This is a genomic window from Clostridium sp. NSJ-49 (assembly GCF_014287725.1).
Lineage (GTDB): Bacteria > Bacillota > Clostridia > Clostridiales > Clostridiaceae > Clostridium > Clostridium disporicum_B.
In genome coordinates this window covers 1-17,189 of record NZ_JACOOP010000065.1, presented here as the reverse complement: position 1 = coordinate 17,189, position 17,189 = coordinate 1, and the positions used below count along the sequence as shown (strand labels likewise).

The window sequence follows — 17,189 nt, the reverse complement described above, 5'->3', positions numbered from 1 at the left end:
AAAAGTTTCTAAATAGAACTAAGTATTGAATAATTTTAAAGTATTGTGATTCAAATAGGATGTCCATTTGGACATCCTATTATGTTATGCTAATTTCAACACTATTTTAAAACACAGCCTTTATTAATTATCTTATTTATTTCAAATTTAATTTTAATAGTATACAAAAAAAGAGTTGTCTGCTAGACAACTCTTTTATGTATATTATGCGTTTAAAGCGTTCTTAGATAATACTACTAAATCAGCGAATGCTTTTGCATCGTTGATAGCTATTTCAGATAACATCTTTCTGTTCATATCAACACCAGCAACCTTTAATCCGTTCATGAATCTAGAATAAGACATTCCGTTCATTCTAGCAGCTGCATTGATTCTTACGATCCAAAGTCTTCTGTAATCTCTCTTCTTTAATCTTCTTCCAACGTAAGCATTTCTTAATGCTCTGATTACTGATTCGTTAGCAGTCTTGAATAATCTGCTCTTTCCACCGTAGTAACCTTTAGCAAGCTTTAATACTTTTTTATGATTTTTACGCGAATTTACCGCTCTTTTAACTCTAGCCATTGTTTAAATCCTCCTAAACCTCTATCTTATAGGTATGGTAATAATTTCTTCATTGCTTTTTCTTGAGTAGTTGAAACATAAGAAGCTTTTCTTAAGTTTCTCTTTCTCTTAGCGCTCTTCTTAGTTAATATATGGCTCTTGAAAGCCTTAGCTCTTTTTAATTTTCCTGTTCCAGTCTTTCTGAATCTCTTAGCTGCACCTTTGTGCGTTTTCATTTTTGGCATAACAAATACTCCTCTCAGTCTATGCTTTTTTTGGGGCTAAAACCATAGTCATATTTCTACCTTCGTTTTTAGCTGGCTTTTCAACCACACAAACATCTTCAAGTAATGCAACAAACTTATCAAGGATTCTATTTCCTAAATGAGCAAGTGTTGCTTCTCTACCTTTGAATCTGATAGTAATTTTAACTTTGTCCCCATCTAATAAGAATTTTCTAGCATTTTTAGCTTTTATTGCAATGTCATTGTCTTCTATTGTAAGACTACATCTTACTTCCTTTAAAACAGTAACCTTTTGCTTTTTCTTAGCTTCTTTTTCTTTTTTAGATTGCTCATAGATGTATTTCCCTAAGTCCATTATCTTACAAACCGGTGGGTTAGCAGTAGGAGAAATCATTACTAAATCTAATTCCTTCTCGTCTGCGATTCTTTGAGCTTCTTGAGTTGAGATAACTCCTAACTGACTTCCATCAGCGGCGATAACTCTAACTTCTTTCTCTCTTATGCTTTCGTTACAAATGTAGTTTTTACTTATATCATTCACCTCCAATAAGTTTCGATGAAAAAAACACATATAATAAAAGGACGGCATAATGCCGTCCTCTATTATCTATCACATTCTAGATATGCAAATCTAGATATAATTCGAATAATCTAACCCTACTAAGCTTTGCCGTAAGGTGAGAAACGGCGGTTTCTTCTTGACACAAGTTATTCTATCATTTATTACTTATCTTGTCAACAATTAATTTAATCATTATGTTATATTCATTTCACAACAATAATTAAATAATATGCTTCACATCTTTCTATGCCATTATACTTTTTTTAAATATCTTTGTAAAATGTAATTTATAGTATAACAGAATTTATTTTCATTAAAAACTTCTAATTTACAGCTTTATTTTTTATCTGCATCACTTTTATAGTCTTAATAGCATCTAGAACTAATGCAATAACAAATAAATACCACGTATTGCCCCAATAACCCTTTATAGAACTATACACCCTATCTACTATTCCAATTTGAATATATCTAACTGCTATAAATGATAAAACTGTCCAAATAAGAGAAAATTCTAAACAGATTATTCCTTTATAATTATACTTCACCTCTGAATAATCCCAATAATCCTTTTTAAAATATTCTCTCATTATAAGACCAGTAACAAATTCTACAAATGTTGGAATTATCAAACATAAGGTAGCAAGAGTATAAGTATCAATACTTTTAGACTTTGAACATAAAACTAAAACTGACATAGCTATTGCGTACATAGGTTTAAAAGGACTATATAAAAACCCATCCTTTTGTACATGACCAGTTTTAAAGTAACAAAATCCATTTTCTAGTATCCATCCAATAAAACCATAAATAAAAAAATTAAATAAAAAATATAATAATAAATCCATAAATATCTCTCCTAGTAAAATTTCTTCATATGCTCTCAAATTTATATACCCTGTATCAATTCAAGTTAGCAAACTTTTATTTTCACTTAGTATTGTTTGGAATATTTATGGATTTATTCTAAAAACGATAAATTATTTTCGATTAAATTTCACTTATTACTTTTCCCTCTTCTAAAGACTTAGGTACATTAATAACTCTTTGATTTTCTGAACCTCTATATTTAAGATTAAGATTTCTCTGAGCTACTATAAATCTACCATCTACAAGCACATCGATACATTCTAAAATCTCTTTCTTTTTTTCATCTTGAATTATACTTTCATATGTAAAACCAGACCAAAGCCAAATACTCTTTCCTGTTTCTTTTTTAATTCTTCTTAATAAATCTACTAAGGAAGAATCCATTGTCTGCTCCATAGGCTCACCACCTAATATGCTTACCCCAACAACATTGGGACTTTTTACATAAGATAAAAAACTTTCTTCAGTTTCTCTATCCCACTTTTGACCATAATTAAAATCTTGTTGCTCTTTATTAAAACATTCTGGACAGTTATTAGTACATCCACTTACAAAAAGAGTTGTACGAATTCCAGGACCATTTGTAACATCAAATTTTCTAATTTGAGAATAATTCACCTGTATCACTCCTCAAAAAAATTGTTTAAAAGCCAGCTTTATGCTGGCTTTTTTCATTAATTATTAACTTTTAATTATTAAATTTTAACTATTATAAATGAAGAACTCTATCTCCAATTTCTGCCGTTCTTCCCTTATTCCAGAAATTTGTTCCTATATATCCACAAGTTCTTCTCATAACTTGCATTTTTTCTTCATCCTTGTTTCCACAAGAAGGACAGAACCAAGTTAAGCTTTCTTTATCTAATTGAATTTCACCAGTATATCCACATTCATAGCATACATCAGGTTTAGTATTTATTTCAGCATATTGAATATTATGATAAATAAAATTAATTACAGCCTCAACTGCTTCTAAATTCTTACTCATATCTGGTACTTCAACATATGAAATACATCCACCATTACTTATTGAATGGAATTGAGATTCAAATTTTAATTTACTAAATGCATCTATATTCTCACAAACATGAACATGATATGAGTTTGTATAATATAATCTATCAGTTACATTAGGAATTTCTCCATATCTCGCTCTATCTAATCTACAGAATCTATAAATTAAACTTTCTGCTGGAGTTCCATATAACCCAAATCCTAGTCCTGTTTCTTTCTTCCATTCATCACACTTATTCTTCATGTGAGTCATAACCTCAAGGGCAAACTTTTCACCTTCTGGTGTAGTATGAGAAACTCCTATCATTGCTTGAACCATTTCATGAATTCCAACATAACCTAATGATAATGTTGAATAGCCATTTTTAAGAAGCTTGTCTATTTTTTCCCCTTTTTCAAGTCTTCCAATAGCTCCATGTTGCCAGTGGATAGGTGATGTATCAGATGAAGTTCCAAGTAACATATTATGTCTAATCATTAGAGCTTCTTTACACATCTCTAATCTTTGATCTAACATCTCCCAGAATAACTCCATATCTTTTTCAGCAACTATAGCTATTTGTGGTAAATTTAAAGAAATAACACCTTGGTTAAATCTGCCATACCATTTGTAATTTCCATTCTCATCTTTCCATGGACTTAAATGTGATCTACAACCCATTGGTGGGAAAGTATTCCCTTCATAGTTCTCTCTCATTATCTTTGCAGATTGATAATCTGGAACTAATCTTTTAGCAGTACATTCCGCTGCAAGCTTTGTTATGTAATCATATTTACCACCTTCAAGACAATTATGATCATCTAGAAGATAAACTAACTTAGGGAATGCTTCTCCAATTACTTGACCTTTGTAATTCTTCATCCCTTCTAATCTTTGTTTTATCATTTCTTCGCATATTAAAGCCATTTCCTCTTCATATGGATGACCTACTTCGATCTCTAAATAAATTGTACTAAACGGTGCTTGCCCATTAGTAGTTTGAAGTGTACTTAATTGATATCTTATTGTTTGAACACCATCTCTTAAATCCTTCATCTTCATATCTTTAGCAAGAGATTTTGCTAACTCTTCATTTTTATATTTATCTATATAAAACTTATAAGCTTTATCTTCTGTAACTTTTAAATACTTAGCTAAATGCTTTATTGTAATACTTTGACCACCATATTGATTAGATGAAACTTGAGCTATTATTTGTGTAGCTACTGTACAAGCTGTTCCAAAAGATTTTGGCGTTTCAACTAACTTATCATTTATTACAGTACCATTTTCAAACATATCCTCTAAATTGACTAAACAACAGTTAAATATAGGAGATAATGTATAGTCCATATCATGCCAGTGAATTGCCCCTTCATCATGCGCTTGAACTAAATGTGCTGGTATAAGCTTTCTTCTTGAAATATCTTTAGATACCTCACCAGCTATTAAATCTCTTTGTGTAGCTGCTACAACAGGATTTTTATTTGAATTCTCCTTCATTACATCTTCATTGTTTCTATCTAGAAGATTTAAAATACTTTCATCTGTAGTATTTGTATTTCTCTTAAATTCCTGAACTGCTCTATATCCTTCATAAGCTCTAGCAGTTACTGATTGTCCATAATGTACTAATCTATCATAAACATAAGTTTCTATCTTATAAATAGTAGCCATTTCCTTTTCTTTGCTAAAGTGCTTCTCTGCATCATTTGCTATTAGTCTAGCTATATCTGGCATAACAATACCACTACCATTTTTCATAGATTTCATTATAGCTTCACGAATCTTAGATTTATTGAACTCAACGATGCTACCATCTCTTTTCATTATATCCATGCTTTATGTATCCCCCTAAACCCATTTTCTCATCTTCTTACTTTTTAAAAATTTAATAATTATCACTTAAATTATTATACTCCAACTACTAAATTTCTGCATATTTGTCCAATCCCAATTTCAACGAACTTTTCATTAAAAATCTTTAATTTCCTATCTAAAATCTTCGTTTTATACACTATATATATGTTTTTTTATCATCAGATATACAACATATAGATAAACGCTCTATTTCACTAACTTACAGTCATTTATTAAACTTCCTATGATTTTACGACATTAAAATATCATTTTTGTCAAGTATTTTCATGAAAATTTGTTATGCATTTTACCTATAAAATAAAAACACTTTTCCAACTATTTATCCTCTAATTACTTCTTCCCATTTACAAAGTCAATTTTTAATTTCACCTAAGCATATCTTTCATCTTTACATATAATTAAACTAACATTGTATCGATACACTTGCATTATTCCATCTTTATCCTATGATAGTATTATGATTTAAATTATACGTAATAAATAAGGGGGATTTAATTTTATGACTACTAATTCTAAACAAAAATTTAATGCTAAAGAAATAGCTATGTACGGATTGTTTATCGCCTTGGTTTATGTAGCTACTAGATTTATTAATATTCCTGGACCTACAAGTGGAGGTTTATTTCATTTAGGAAATGTTATGTTCTTTACTATAGCAATGGTTTTTGGTAAAAAGGCCGGGGCAATTTCTGGTGGTATAGGAATGGCATTATTTGATTTAACAAGTGCTTGGGTAGTTTGGGCACCATTTACATTAATTATTAGATTTATTATGGGGTACGCTATTGGTACTTGGTCTTTTAAAGAAGCTAATAGCAAAAAACAAAGTATTTTTTACACTGGTATAGGACTAGCACTAGCCTTTATTACTATGATTTTAGGTTACTATATAACTGAAGGAATCTTATATGGTAACTGGATAGTTCCTCTTCAATCAATATGGGGCAATACAATGCAATGTATCGTAGGAACAGTAATTGCAGTGCCAGTTTCAGTCGCTCTTAAAGCTGGATTTAAAGTAAGACATATCAAAACAGAGATTTAGGGAGGTTAAAAGCTATGGATAAATTAATAATGACACCAGGACCAACGTTTATAAGAGAAAATGTCAGAGAAGCTATGGGAAAACCGATAACAAATCCTGACTTAGATATTGAATTTTATGATTTTTATAAAAACACCTGTGAAAAACTTCAAAATATAATGCATACAAAAAACCAAGTTCTAATCTTAGATGGTGAAGGAATACTTGGCCTTGAAGCTGCTTGTGCTTCACTAATAGAAGAAGGTGATAAAGTCCTTTGTATTGAAAATGGTATCTTTGGATATGGTTTTAAAGATTTTGCAGAAATGTATGGTGGAAAAGTAACATTTTTCAGTGGTGAAAGAGATCGTGGAATAGACATAGGAAAATTAGAAGAATTCTTAAAAGAAAATCATGACTTTAAAGTTGCAACTGTAGTTCACTGTGAGACTCCATCTGGTATAACAAATCCAATAAAAGATATCTGTCCTCTATTAAAGAAATATAATATATTATCAATAGTTGATTCAGTTTCAAGTATCGGCGGAGAAGAAATACAAGTTGATGAATGGAATATCGATATAGCTCTAGGAGGCTCTCAAAAATGTCTTTCAGCTCCTCCTGGATTAACTTTCCTAAGCATTAGCGAAGATGCTATAGAGGCTATGAATAGCCGTGAAACACCTATAAGAAGTTTCTATGCTAACCTTACAATTTGGAATGATTGGTATGAAAATAAATGGTTTCCATATACTCAACCTATAAGCGATATTTATGCCTTTGATAAAGCACTAGATAATTTCCTAGGAGATAAAGATGTACTTCAAAGACATAAACGTTATGCTGAAGCTTGTAGATATGCTGTTAAAGAATGTGGCTTAGAATTATTATCTAAAGACTGTCACTCTAATACAGTTTCTACAGTATTAGTTCCTGAAGGAATTAACTATAAAGATTTATTTAATAAATTATATTCTGAACATAACATTATAATTGCTGGAGGATTTGACTTCTTACAAGATAAAATCTTTAGAATAGGTCATATGGGTGAAAATTGCTATGAAGAAAAGCTTTATATAACTCTAAAAGCTATAAATACAGTTCTTAAAGAGCTAGAATTCAACCTTAAAGGTGACCTTCATAAGGAATTTGTAAATTATCTTAACTAGTAATTTTATTTCTTTTCTCAAAAGAAATAAGTTTTCCATAATAGAATATGATTTCTTTCATAGATAACTTTTCTAAATAATAAGCAATAAAAATAGGCTGTGCAATTTTAGATACAGCCTATTTTTTTAATGAACTCTTTTATCTAAATCACTAAATAACCCGTGCCATTTAGGTTAAGCTTTAGCTTTTCACTTAAATACACTTCTATGAATTATCTTTTCATATATAAAAAGGTAAAAACCATTTTTCTCAGCAACTGTTTCTGCTACCTTTTTATAACCTAATTTTTCATAAAAATGCTGATCTCTATAATTTTTATAGGGAGTATCTAATTCCCATACTTCTGCATCCTTATGAATTTTCTCTAAAAACTCTATTGCCTTTGTGCCTATCCCCTTATTTTGATGCTCTGTATCAATAAAAATAGCTCCAAGTCTATATCGTCCTCCACCTAGATTAAATATAATCATTCCCCCTATTATCTCATTATCAATAATAGCTTTGTAAGATATTAGATTACTTAAATAATATTTCAGCTTGTTTTTATCTTCATAATATTCAGGTCCACTGCCGTACTTTTTCTTATCTTCATCAAAAGCATTCCTTATAACCTTATAAAGCTTGTCTAAATCTTTCTCACTAGCCCTTAAAAATTCTACCATATCTATACTTCCCTCTCCTTAAAGTAGTCTAAAATTGTTTATACACCGCCAATACAAAAATACAGTGTAAATTACTATACAATATTCTACCTTTTAATTAAATCTCTCTATAATTATATCTAATATAATCCAAGCTTTATATGAATATTTTTGAAACTATCTAAAAATCTCTATAAAAAAAGGATTGTCACTAATAGACAATCCTTTAAATACAATTATTTAATTATGTAGAAATATGCAAGAACTATTATACCAAGTACGATTCTATACCATCCAAATACTTTAAAATCATGCTTCTTGATATATGTCATTAAGAATTTAATTGCTAATACTGATACTACAAAAGCAACAACTAACCCTACAACTAATAACATAAGTTCATTTCCTGTGAAGCTAAATCCAAACTTAAGTAGCTTTAATGCACTTGCACCAAACATAACTGGTATAGCAAGGAAGAATGTAAATTCAGCTGCTACAGTTCTAGATACCCCAATTAATAATGCTCCTACTATAGTTGCTCCTGAACGTGAAGTTCCTGGAAATACTGCCGCTATAAGTTGCCATATTCCAATAATTATAGCTGTAGTATACGTAATATCTGCTAAACTGTTAATTGTTGGTCTCTTACCTTTATTATAGTTTTCAACAACTATAAATAAAATACCAAATAAAATTAACATTATTGCAACTGTTGTTGGATTATAGAATAATGCATTAAGGTAGTCATCAAATAAAAGTCCAACTACTGCAGCTGGTAAACAAGCAACTATTATTTTAAACCACATAGAGAAAGTTTCTTTTTCTATATGCATCCCCTTTTTATCAAATGTAAACGGGAAAATCTTCTTCCAATATAAAATAACAACTGCCATAATAGCACCAAGCTGGATAACTACTAAAAACATCTCCATAAACTCTGGTGATACATTTAGTTTTAAAAACTCATCTACTAATATCATATGTCCTGTACTACTAACAGGTAGCCATTCTGTAATACCTTCTACAATTCCTAGTATTATGGCTTTTATAATTTCTAAAAATTCCATTTAATTACCTCCAAATAAGAAATATCTAATTAACCCCTTAACTATTATATATTAATTTTCCAATTTATAATAGTAAAATTACATAATCTTAATTATTAATTAAGATTTAAATTCAACTATAATCACCTATTAAATATTGCTAAATAATAAGTTGTTATCCAACTTAAACAAATTACTACTACAATAATAATTGATAAAATATTTTTCTTAGTCCTTAGCTTAACTACCTTCTCTTTCTTATTATTTTTCTCTTTCATAAGTAAATAGTTTATTCCTATCCCGCATAAAATTACTAAGATAAATCCATATTGAACGTATGCATCTGATATAAAACCTGCCAGAAATAAAACATTAATCACAGTGCTGCTAAGCATTAATATCATTTCTGCTATATATATATTATCTATTAATCTCATCTTCTATCCCCTCTTTACTTATCCCATAAAAACACCTTTTGACCACTACATCAGTGATATTACTATCTTATACCTTACGATTATATATCTTCTTAACGTACTCTCTTCCTCTATACATTACAAAAATTACTGCAAATATGTTGAATATAGAAAAAATTACAGTTACAGATCTTTCACTAATAAACTCTGCCATTCCTCCACCTAAAAGTTGTCCTAATATTCCTCCAGCTGCACATATCATATTAAATATTCCATTAAATCTTCCTCTCTTGTCATCTCGAACATAACTTTGTGTTGCTGAAATTCTTATATTATATGAAGTAACTCCCATTATTCCAGTTATAAAGAAACATAACATCATAATCTTTACTGGTAAGAATAACTGAATTGCTTCGATTATAGAAATAGACATATATACTGTAATAGCTATCATAAACTTTTTACTTGTAGGATATTTAAACTTATAATGTATCATTCCTCCAATAAGCCTACCTATTACCCCACAACCTGTTACAAAAGTAAATAAAGTAACAACATCTATAGTACTTTTTGTAAACAACTGAGGGTTATTCTTAAAGAAAGGTAATAAAACTGTTTGTGTTGCATTGCCTGCAAACATTGTTAAACAGAAATAGACAGTTATAACAAGAAGCCCTTTTTCGGCCCATATATAAGATAAACCTTCCTTAAAGTCATCCCTATATCCTTTAAAATCGAAGCCTTTTTGCTCTTCTTTTGACATATGAGTTTCTTTATATTTGATAGTAGCCTCAAAGCATGCTGCAATAAAAAATGATATAGCATTAAATAAGAAAAGGTATGCTGCTGTACCCATAGAATTATATATAAATGACGCAACTGGAACCATAAATGCTGATAATGGATAAATCATACTTGAAATAGAATATGCCTTTGAGAAATTTCCTTCAGAAATTAAATTAGGATAAAAACTGTCATAAGCCACCATATAAATTCCATCTATTAAACCTATAAAAAGACTTACAATTATTAATATTCCATAGCTGAAATTACCACTATTAATAAAGAAAAATATTCCCGTATAAATTGCTGCAGATAAAAAATCTAAAGTATAAATCACCTTTTTCCTGGAAAATCTATCTAAATATGGTCCTGCAAATAACGGTACTACAATTTTAGGTAGATTATATACAACCATAAATAATGCGTATAAGAAAGTAGAATTTGTGTAGTCAAGAACTACTAAACCAATAGCAAATCCTGATACTGCATTCCCTAGCATTGATATAATTGATCCAATAGTAATAATGGTGAAATCCCTTGTCCATAGTTTATTTTTAGTTAATGTTTTTTCATTCATAGCCTTTGCCCCCTTCAGCTAATTATTTTAATAACTTTGTTAATTATACCATTTAATTACATACATATGCTATTTTTTCTATTTTTAAGAGTAAAGTAATATCTCCTAAAACTTTTCATCATATAATTAGTTTTTAAAATTTAACAAAGATATTTACTAAATAACTCTCATATAATCATATTAAGATAAATATATTTGTTCACAATAATAAAGGGGATGGAAAAGGTATGAAGAAATTTTTAATAATCTGCATATTAGGAATATCAGTATCATCATTGGTTTCTTGTGGTACTACAGAAGTTAATCAAGATAATATCCCTAATAAATATCCTATTGATGAATATCTAGAGAAAGGTGCTACATTGCAGGAATATACTAAAAGTGGTGATGCTCTTATGGTTGACTCAGAAGGTCAAAAGTTCCTTGCAGCTTATAATAGTACTTATAAGCCTCTATTAACTGATGATGGAGTTTTAATGCCGTTAGTAATAGTTAAGAATACTCCTTATTACTTTGATTATAAAGAAGTTGAAACTGCTCTACCTGACGGTTATAAAAAGGCTAGAATCTCTTTTTTCAGTGGAAACAGTGAAAAGCTTATAGGTGAAAGCGACATATATAAATTCACAAATTCAACAACAGCTTACTATAATAAAGATGACACAGACACTATATACGTAAAGCTTGAAGGCAAAAATGGCTATCAGCTTTGGAAGACTTATGATACTCTAGCTACTGATTAACGATATACTTACTTAAATATAATTCACATAAAAAAAGAGCATCTCTCTTTTTAGATGCTCTTTTTAATTAAACTTATAATCTTATTTTCTTATTAACTTTTTGTATGTAATGTTCCTATATAATTATTAATTTTTACATAGAAAAAGTACAATCTCAGTAAAAAAAATTGTACTAAGTATTATCATTTATTTTTGTTATAATAATCAATTAACTCTATTTCTATTTTATTTCCAAATTGATAATATTCACAAGGCTCATGATGAATTTGTTTTACAACATATTTTTCTTTATCATCAGTTACTAAATATGAATACCCACCTTTTCCTTTACCTAATAAATTAATAACTTTAAACCCTTTCTAATTAACTTTTATTATCTCCATAAACTAGCCTTTCCTTAAATCTCTTATAAAGTGTCTTCTATATATCAAGTAACTACCATACTTATTTTACAAACTATTATCTTTATTAAATTCTATTAAAAATTCCTATTTTTATTAGTCTATAATTTAACTCACCTAATATTAAAATTATTCCGTATATTATATCTCTAAATATATAATTTCCTAAAGAAAAAAAGATTTAGTCAGATTTATAAATCTGACTAAATCCCTTATCTTTTCATTCAGCAAAGATTATTATTCCATTGCTTCTTCAATCTTTTTCTTATCGAAACCTACAATTATTTCTCCATCAATATCTATAACTGGAACTGTTCTTTGTCCTGAAACTCTCATTACTTCTTCTCTATCTTCATGTTTATCAGCAACATTTATTTCTTCGTACTCCCAACCCTTCATCTCAAAGAATCTCTTTGCCTTTACACAAGATGGGCACCATGATGTTGAATATATTTTTATCATTATTTTTCTCTCCTCTTATCTACTATATACTTTTCTGCCGCTAATGCAGCTATTGTTCCATCAGCTACTGCAGTAGTTATTTGTCTGAATTCTTTTTCTCTTACATCGCCTGCAGCAAATACACCTTTGATATTAGTCATCATACTCTCATCTGTAACAATATATCCAGTTCTAGTCATCTTAATAAAATCTCTAACTAAATCTGTCTTAGGTTCAGTTCCTATATATCCAAATACAGCCTCAAGCGCTATTTCTCTTTCTGTATTATCCTTAGTATTTCTTATTATAGCTTTTTCAACAAAATTGCTACCTTCTACATTAACTAAGTCTTCATTAAATAATACTTCTATCTTATGGTTGTTCATAACATCATCAAGAGTAGCTTTTTCACCTTTAAAGTAATCGTATCTTCTTATAATATATACTTTTTCAGCGAATCTGCTTAAGAATGTTGCCTCTTCTAAAGCAGCATTTCCTCCACCAACTACAGCTACAACTTTATCCTTATACATTGCGCCATCACATACAGCACAATAATGCACGCCTTTGCCTTCAAATTTTTTCTCATTAGGAATAGGTAGCTTCTTTGGATTTGCTCCTGTAGCTATAATTACTGCATCAGCATGATAAATATAATCTCCAGTTTCAATTATTTTATCTTCTCCACTAAAGTCAACTCTTTCAATTACATCAAACTCGTCTATAACAGCGCCTACTTCTTCTGCTTGGCTTTGCATGAAATCTGCAAGTTCAGCTCCACTTATCTTCTTAAACCCTGGATAATTTTCTATAGTATAGCTGTTACGCACCTGTCCTCCTAGGATTTTATCTTCTAAAAGCAGCATATCCAAATTAGCTCTTGCTGCATAAATAGCCGCTGTTAATCCTGCGGGTCCACCACCAATGATTATCAAATCTTTTTTCTTAATTGGTTTAGTCAAGTATCCCCAACTCCTCTCAACTATCTTATTTAAATACATTATATATTCATTTGATAAGTTAATCAATAATAATTATTATTTAATATAGTCTATTTTACCTTTTTCTTATTAAAAAGCGATACTATAAAAGCAAAGATTATAGATATAACAGATGCTGATAAAATAGATACCTTTGATGCATTTAACTCTTCTAAAGATCCTTTAAAAGCAAGCTCTGACACAAATATAGACATTGTGAATCCTATACCTGCAAGAACAGAGACCGCAAATACATCAAACCAGCTAGCATTGTTTGGTTTTTTAGTTATTCCAAACAAACTTGCTATATATGTAAATGTCATAATACCAATAGGCTTTCCTATAACTAATCCTAAAACTATGCCTGTCATAAGAGGATATTCCTTAAATAGGTTTATTGAACCGCTTAAATTTACACCTGTATTAGCAAATGCAAATAAAGGTAATATAAAGTAATTTGTTAAAGGTTCAAGTCCATGCTGTACTCTAAGACTTAAATCATTTGATTTATTACCATCTTTAGTTAATGGTAAGCTTAAAGCTAGGATAACTCCTGCTATAGTTGCATGTATTCCACTAAAGTATGTTGCTAGCCATAAACAAAAACCTACTATCATATATGGCCAAAGTCTATTTTTCTTATTTAAAGTCTTTATTAAAAATAATATTACTATAAGAACTATAGCTGCAATAATTGCTGTTATATTAAACTTTGAAGAGTAAAATATACCTATAATAACTATAGAAAGCAGGTCATCTACAACTGCTAAAGTAAGTAAAAATACTTTTAATGATGGATTCAACCTCTTACTTAAAATTGTAAAGATACCTATAGCAAAAGCTATATCTGTAGATAATGGTATTCCTGCACCAATTTCAAATCCACTATTATAATTAAATAAAGTAAATATTATAGCCGGTGCAACCATTCCTCCTATAGCTGCAATAATAGGAAAAGATGCCGCTTTTATATTTGATAACTTTCCAAATACAGCCTCTCTCTTAATCTCGCAACCTACAACTAAGAAGAATATCGCCATTAGAAAATCATTAATCAATACATGAAGATTAAACTCACCAAAGCCTATATCCTTTAAAATGTATTCATAATATTTATCTAATGGAGTATTTGCTAAAATTAAAGCTAATACCGTTGCAATAACTAAAAGAATTCCTGGAAATGCTTCGGAGTGTACAATGCTCTTCTTCTTTTTATTGTTATGCTCTTCTTGATTATTAATGCGCTCTTCCATAACTTAACCTCCAGTTATACTATTTTGTCTTTTGTATAACATTAGTATTATATAAAACAAGCTTTTTTATTTAACAATTTCTACAGAAACTTTATTTAATAATAAGTTGTACTCTATCTATATAATATCTATTAAATTTTCTAAATTGTAACTCTTAACATTTAAAATCATAAACTAGTATTAATACTAATCCTTCCATTGGAGGTACACCTTTTGTCTGAAAGTTCTTTAAAAGAAATTAAATTTAAGATATATGATGTTAATAGTTTTAAATATACTAAATACTCAATTATTAATGGCATTAAAATCACTAACTTAAAGATATTTTCAAAAATTATATCTAAAAATAATATTTTAGTCTATGGGAATTATGATATAGTTATAAATTATAAAAATATAATATATAGCCACTATACTAGTAAACAATTAATTAAATATAAGAAAGTATTTTTCCATAAACCATTATATTGTAATATTTCTAAATTAGGTTTAGTTAACTCCTTAAATACTAAAATAAATTTATTGTCTAGGCCGCTTCCAATATACTCTCTTAAAAAATTTCCTTGTCCTCTTTTCTTAGACGTTAACTTATGTGAAGTAACATTATTTCTATCTATTTCAATAGCAACATATAATGATAACCATCTTTTCAATTATAATGATATTAATTCTAATATCGCTAATGATTACTCAAGTGCTAATAATAATAATAATAATAATAATATAAATTTAAACAGTGATAATTCATCTTTAAACTATGATAAATGCTTAAACATAACTTCATCTCCATCAAATAACCATAACTATTTAGATAATAATATATTTGTACCTAAAGGTAATCCATTAATTATAAATAATAATGCTGAAGACCATCCATCATCATCTATTAATCTTTATCATAATATAAGTAAGCTTTCTATGAGAAAATTAATAGAAACAGACGTTATTTTAGGAAAAGGTCATTCTGAACTTTTCTTAGAAAAAATCATAGATTTATCAGATCCAATAAAACCAATTTGGAAGATTACTAAAGTAATGGCTAAAGCTGATATTACTAAAATAGACATAAGTGGTGAAAAAGCCTTTGCCAATGGATTTGTTTATATAGATATTAATTATAAAACTTATCTTTCATTAGATATGGATGCTATTAATGGAACTATTCAATATATTCACTTATCAATCCCATTTTCACTATGTATCGACTTAGTTACAGATTATAATGATAAAATTAAAGACTCTGATGACTGTAAAGTAAGCAACATTTATGTATCTGAAGTTCATAACTTAAGTAGTCCTACTACTATTGATAATGAAACTATTTATAATGAGTTTAAAGGACAATTTATCGTACAAGTTACTGTTTTAGTTACAAGAACTGTGAATATTTATATATAATTCAAGGGGGGAATAATCAATTCCCCCCTTATTAAATGGTACTAACATTTATCTTCAATTTCAACAGATACGTGTTCCCATCTTACAACCTTTAAATCAATTCTTACACACATTTTTTCATGAAGACTTCCATAAACAAATACTGGTGGGTTAAATGATTCACCATTACCTTGCTTAATTTCTACTTTCTCTAGCTTATCTTCTACATGTCCTATAACTTTAGCTTTTATTACTTCCGCAAAATCTCTACATGGATCAAGCTTTCCACATTTTTTTGTATCTATATTAATACATCCTGCTAATGGAATGGCTTTAGTAATATGATCTACGCCTCCTGTTACAGTTACTCCATAATCTTGTACCGGACTTCCGCTTACAACCTTATAAATAATATTTTTATATACCCATGCATTAAATATAACCTTATCTTCACAAATTACTTTAGTATCATATACATCTACCCAGGTGTCTATAGATTCAATTAAATACAATGGTGTTCCTTGTGGAAAATCAAAATCAGCTTCTAAAAAGAAGTCCTTACAACCTGTTCCTTTTATTACTTTTGTTTGAATTACTTTTACATCATGCTTTTTATCATAGTCATGGTGTTCACACTTTCTATCATCGTAATCATGTTCGCACTTTTTGTCATAATCATGATCATCGCACTTCTTATCATATTCCTTATGGTCATACTTCTTATCATAATCATAGCAGTCTCTATCATATTCTTTATCATCACATTTACAATCATAGTCTTGATGATAACACTCTTTCATATAGTATTCTTCATCACATTCACTTCCGTAACCTTTAGATTCTTGTATCCTATTTTTATCTGATCCCACTATCTTTCTCCTTGTTATATATTTATTGTTTTTCAAACATTATTTACTACATTGTATACCTAAATATCTACTAATTGTTACTATTTTCTAGTTATTAACTATCTATTTTACAAATTTTATGCTTTATATAATTGAAAAAATAATTTTATTTAAATATACTCGGAATTCAAATAAAAAAAGGGGCTGTCTCTGAAATGATTTTTAAAATCATTTCAGTAGACGGTCTTTTTATTTTTTATTCATATATTTATATGAAATTATTTCTAAATGAACAAGTTTTTTGACACGACAAATAGGAGGTTATAAATCTCCTATTCTCTGTAAAAATATACCTTTACGCTATTTTCTTTTCATGCAATAATATACCATTTCT

Annotated in this window: 18 protein-coding genes and 1 other annotated feature; of the genes, 4 read left to right on the top strand and 14 right to left on the bottom strand. The window is 28.9% G+C overall.

The window, feature by feature from the left end:
* Positions 1 to 204: 204 nt before the first annotated feature.
* The 6 genes from rplT to nrdD all read right to left on the bottom strand — a co-directional run bounded on the left by rplT (position 205) and on the right by nrdD (position 5,053).
* Entirely contained in the window at positions 205 to 564 is a 360-nt protein-coding gene (gene rplT, locus H8S10_RS16270) for a 50S ribosomal protein L20 (protein ID WP_055264646.1), read from the bottom strand.
* A 26-nt stretch (positions 565 to 590) separates the two neighbouring features.
* On the bottom strand, positions 591 to 788 hold the full coding sequence (gene rpmI, locus H8S10_RS16265; protein WP_055264645.1) for a 50S ribosomal protein L35: 198 nt from the start codon (positions 786 to 788) through the stop codon (positions 591 to 593).
* A 19-nt stretch (positions 789 to 807) separates the two neighbouring features.
* Entirely contained in the window at positions 808 to 1,329 is a 522-nt protein-coding gene (gene infC, locus H8S10_RS16260; protein ID WP_148315748.1) for a translation initiation factor IF-3, read from the bottom strand.
* Positions 1,330 to 1,356: 27 nt separating this feature from the next.
* Positions 1,357 to 1,494: a sequence feature (ribosomal protein L20 leader region), on the bottom strand.
* 179 nt (positions 1,495 to 1,673) lie between these two features.
* On the bottom strand, positions 1,674 to 2,198 hold the full coding sequence (locus tag H8S10_RS16255; protein ID WP_055264643.1) for a putative ABC transporter permease: 525 nt from the start codon (positions 2,196 to 2,198) through the stop codon (positions 1,674 to 1,676).
* 142 nt (positions 2,199 to 2,340) lie between these two features.
* Positions 2,341 to 2,838 (bottom strand): anaerobic ribonucleoside-triphosphate reductase activating protein, encoded by a 498-nt coding sequence (gene nrdG, locus H8S10_RS16250; protein ID WP_055264642.1) that lies wholly within the window; start codon positions 2,836 to 2,838, stop codon positions 2,341 to 2,343.
* A 91-nt stretch (positions 2,839 to 2,929) separates the two neighbouring features.
* Positions 2,930 to 5,053 carry an anaerobic ribonucleoside-triphosphate reductase gene (gene nrdD, locus H8S10_RS16245; protein ID WP_186839572.1) on the bottom strand — a complete coding sequence of 708 codons (2,124 nt, stop codon included), beginning with the start codon at positions 5,051 to 5,053 and terminating at the stop codon, positions 2,930 to 2,932.
* A gap of 541 nt (positions 5,054 to 5,594) precedes the next feature.
* Between nrdD and H8S10_RS16240 the strand changes: the two genes are divergently transcribed.
* On the top strand, positions 5,595 to 6,140 hold the full coding sequence (locus H8S10_RS16240) for an ECF transporter S component (RefSeq protein WP_055264640.1): 546 nt from the start codon (positions 5,595 to 5,597) through the stop codon (positions 6,138 to 6,140).
* Between the two features lie 14 nt (positions 6,141 to 6,154).
* Positions 6,155 to 7,288 (top strand): alanine--glyoxylate aminotransferase family protein, encoded by a 1,134-nt coding sequence (locus H8S10_RS16235; protein ID WP_186839571.1) that lies wholly within the window; start codon positions 6,155 to 6,157, stop codon positions 7,286 to 7,288.
* A 189-nt stretch (positions 7,289 to 7,477) separates the two neighbouring features.
* Here the strand turns inward: H8S10_RS16235 and H8S10_RS16230 are convergent, their stop codons facing one another.
* From H8S10_RS16230 to H8S10_RS16215, 4 genes are all read right to left on the bottom strand, one after another.
* Positions 7,478 to 7,951 carry a GNAT family N-acetyltransferase gene (locus H8S10_RS16230; RefSeq protein WP_186839570.1) on the bottom strand — a complete coding sequence of 158 codons (474 nt, stop codon included), beginning with the start codon at positions 7,949 to 7,951 and terminating at the stop codon, positions 7,478 to 7,480.
* 215 nt (positions 7,952 to 8,166) lie between these two features.
* The gene (locus tag H8S10_RS16225) at positions 8,167 to 8,997 is read right to left on the bottom strand and encodes an undecaprenyl-diphosphate phosphatase (RefSeq protein ID WP_055264637.1); all 831 of its coding nucleotides are present in this window, start codon (positions 8,995 to 8,997) and stop codon (positions 8,167 to 8,169) included.
* 122 nt (positions 8,998 to 9,119) lie between these two features.
* Entirely contained in the window at positions 9,120 to 9,413 is a 294-nt protein-coding gene (locus H8S10_RS16220) for a hypothetical protein (protein ID WP_055264636.1), read from the bottom strand.
* A 67-nt stretch (positions 9,414 to 9,480) separates the two neighbouring features.
* On the bottom strand, positions 9,481 to 10,752 hold the full coding sequence (locus H8S10_RS16215) for an MFS transporter (protein ID WP_186839569.1): 1,272 nt from the start codon (positions 10,750 to 10,752) through the stop codon (positions 9,481 to 9,483).
* 227 nt (positions 10,753 to 10,979) lie between these two features.
* Between H8S10_RS16215 and H8S10_RS16210 the strand changes: the two genes are divergently transcribed.
* Entirely contained in the window at positions 10,980 to 11,495 is a 516-nt protein-coding gene (locus H8S10_RS16210) for a hypothetical protein (RefSeq protein ID WP_186839568.1), read from the top strand.
* Positions 11,496 to 12,133: 638 nt separating this feature from the next.
* Here the strand turns inward: H8S10_RS16210 and H8S10_RS16205 are convergent.
* The 3 genes from H8S10_RS16205 to nhaA form a co-directional block, all read right to left on the bottom strand.
* Positions 12,134 to 12,358 (bottom strand): glutaredoxin domain-containing protein, encoded by a 225-nt coding sequence (locus H8S10_RS16205; protein WP_055264633.1) that lies wholly within the window; start codon positions 12,356 to 12,358, stop codon positions 12,134 to 12,136.
* Positions 12,358 to 13,299 (bottom strand): thioredoxin-disulfide reductase, encoded by a 942-nt coding sequence (trxB, locus tag H8S10_RS16200; RefSeq protein ID WP_231071841.1) that lies wholly within the window; start codon positions 13,297 to 13,299, stop codon positions 12,358 to 12,360. The genes H8S10_RS16205 and trxB overlap by 1 nt, the downstream gene beginning before the upstream one ends.
* 89 nt (positions 13,300 to 13,388) lie before the next feature.
* Entirely contained in the window at positions 13,389 to 14,570 is a 1,182-nt protein-coding gene (gene nhaA / locus H8S10_RS16195) for a Na+/H+ antiporter NhaA (RefSeq protein ID WP_186839566.1), read from the bottom strand.
* A 213-nt stretch (positions 14,571 to 14,783) separates the two neighbouring features.
* Here nhaA and H8S10_RS16190 point away from each other — a divergent pair, with 213 nt between their 5' ends.
* Positions 14,784 to 15,968, top strand: coding sequence for an SPOCS domain-containing protein (locus H8S10_RS16190; RefSeq protein ID WP_186839565.1), 1,185 nt, complete (start codon positions 14,784 to 14,786; stop codon positions 15,966 to 15,968).
* A gap of 41 nt (positions 15,969 to 16,009) precedes the next feature.
* On the opposite strand, the gene H8S10_RS16185 is transcribed toward H8S10_RS16190, so the two are convergent.
* Positions 16,010 to 16,816, bottom strand: a complete 807-nt coding sequence (locus tag H8S10_RS16185) for a hypothetical protein (protein ID WP_186839573.1) — start codon at positions 16,814 to 16,816, stop codon at positions 16,010 to 16,012.
* Positions 16,817 to 17,189: the final 373 nt, after the last annotated feature.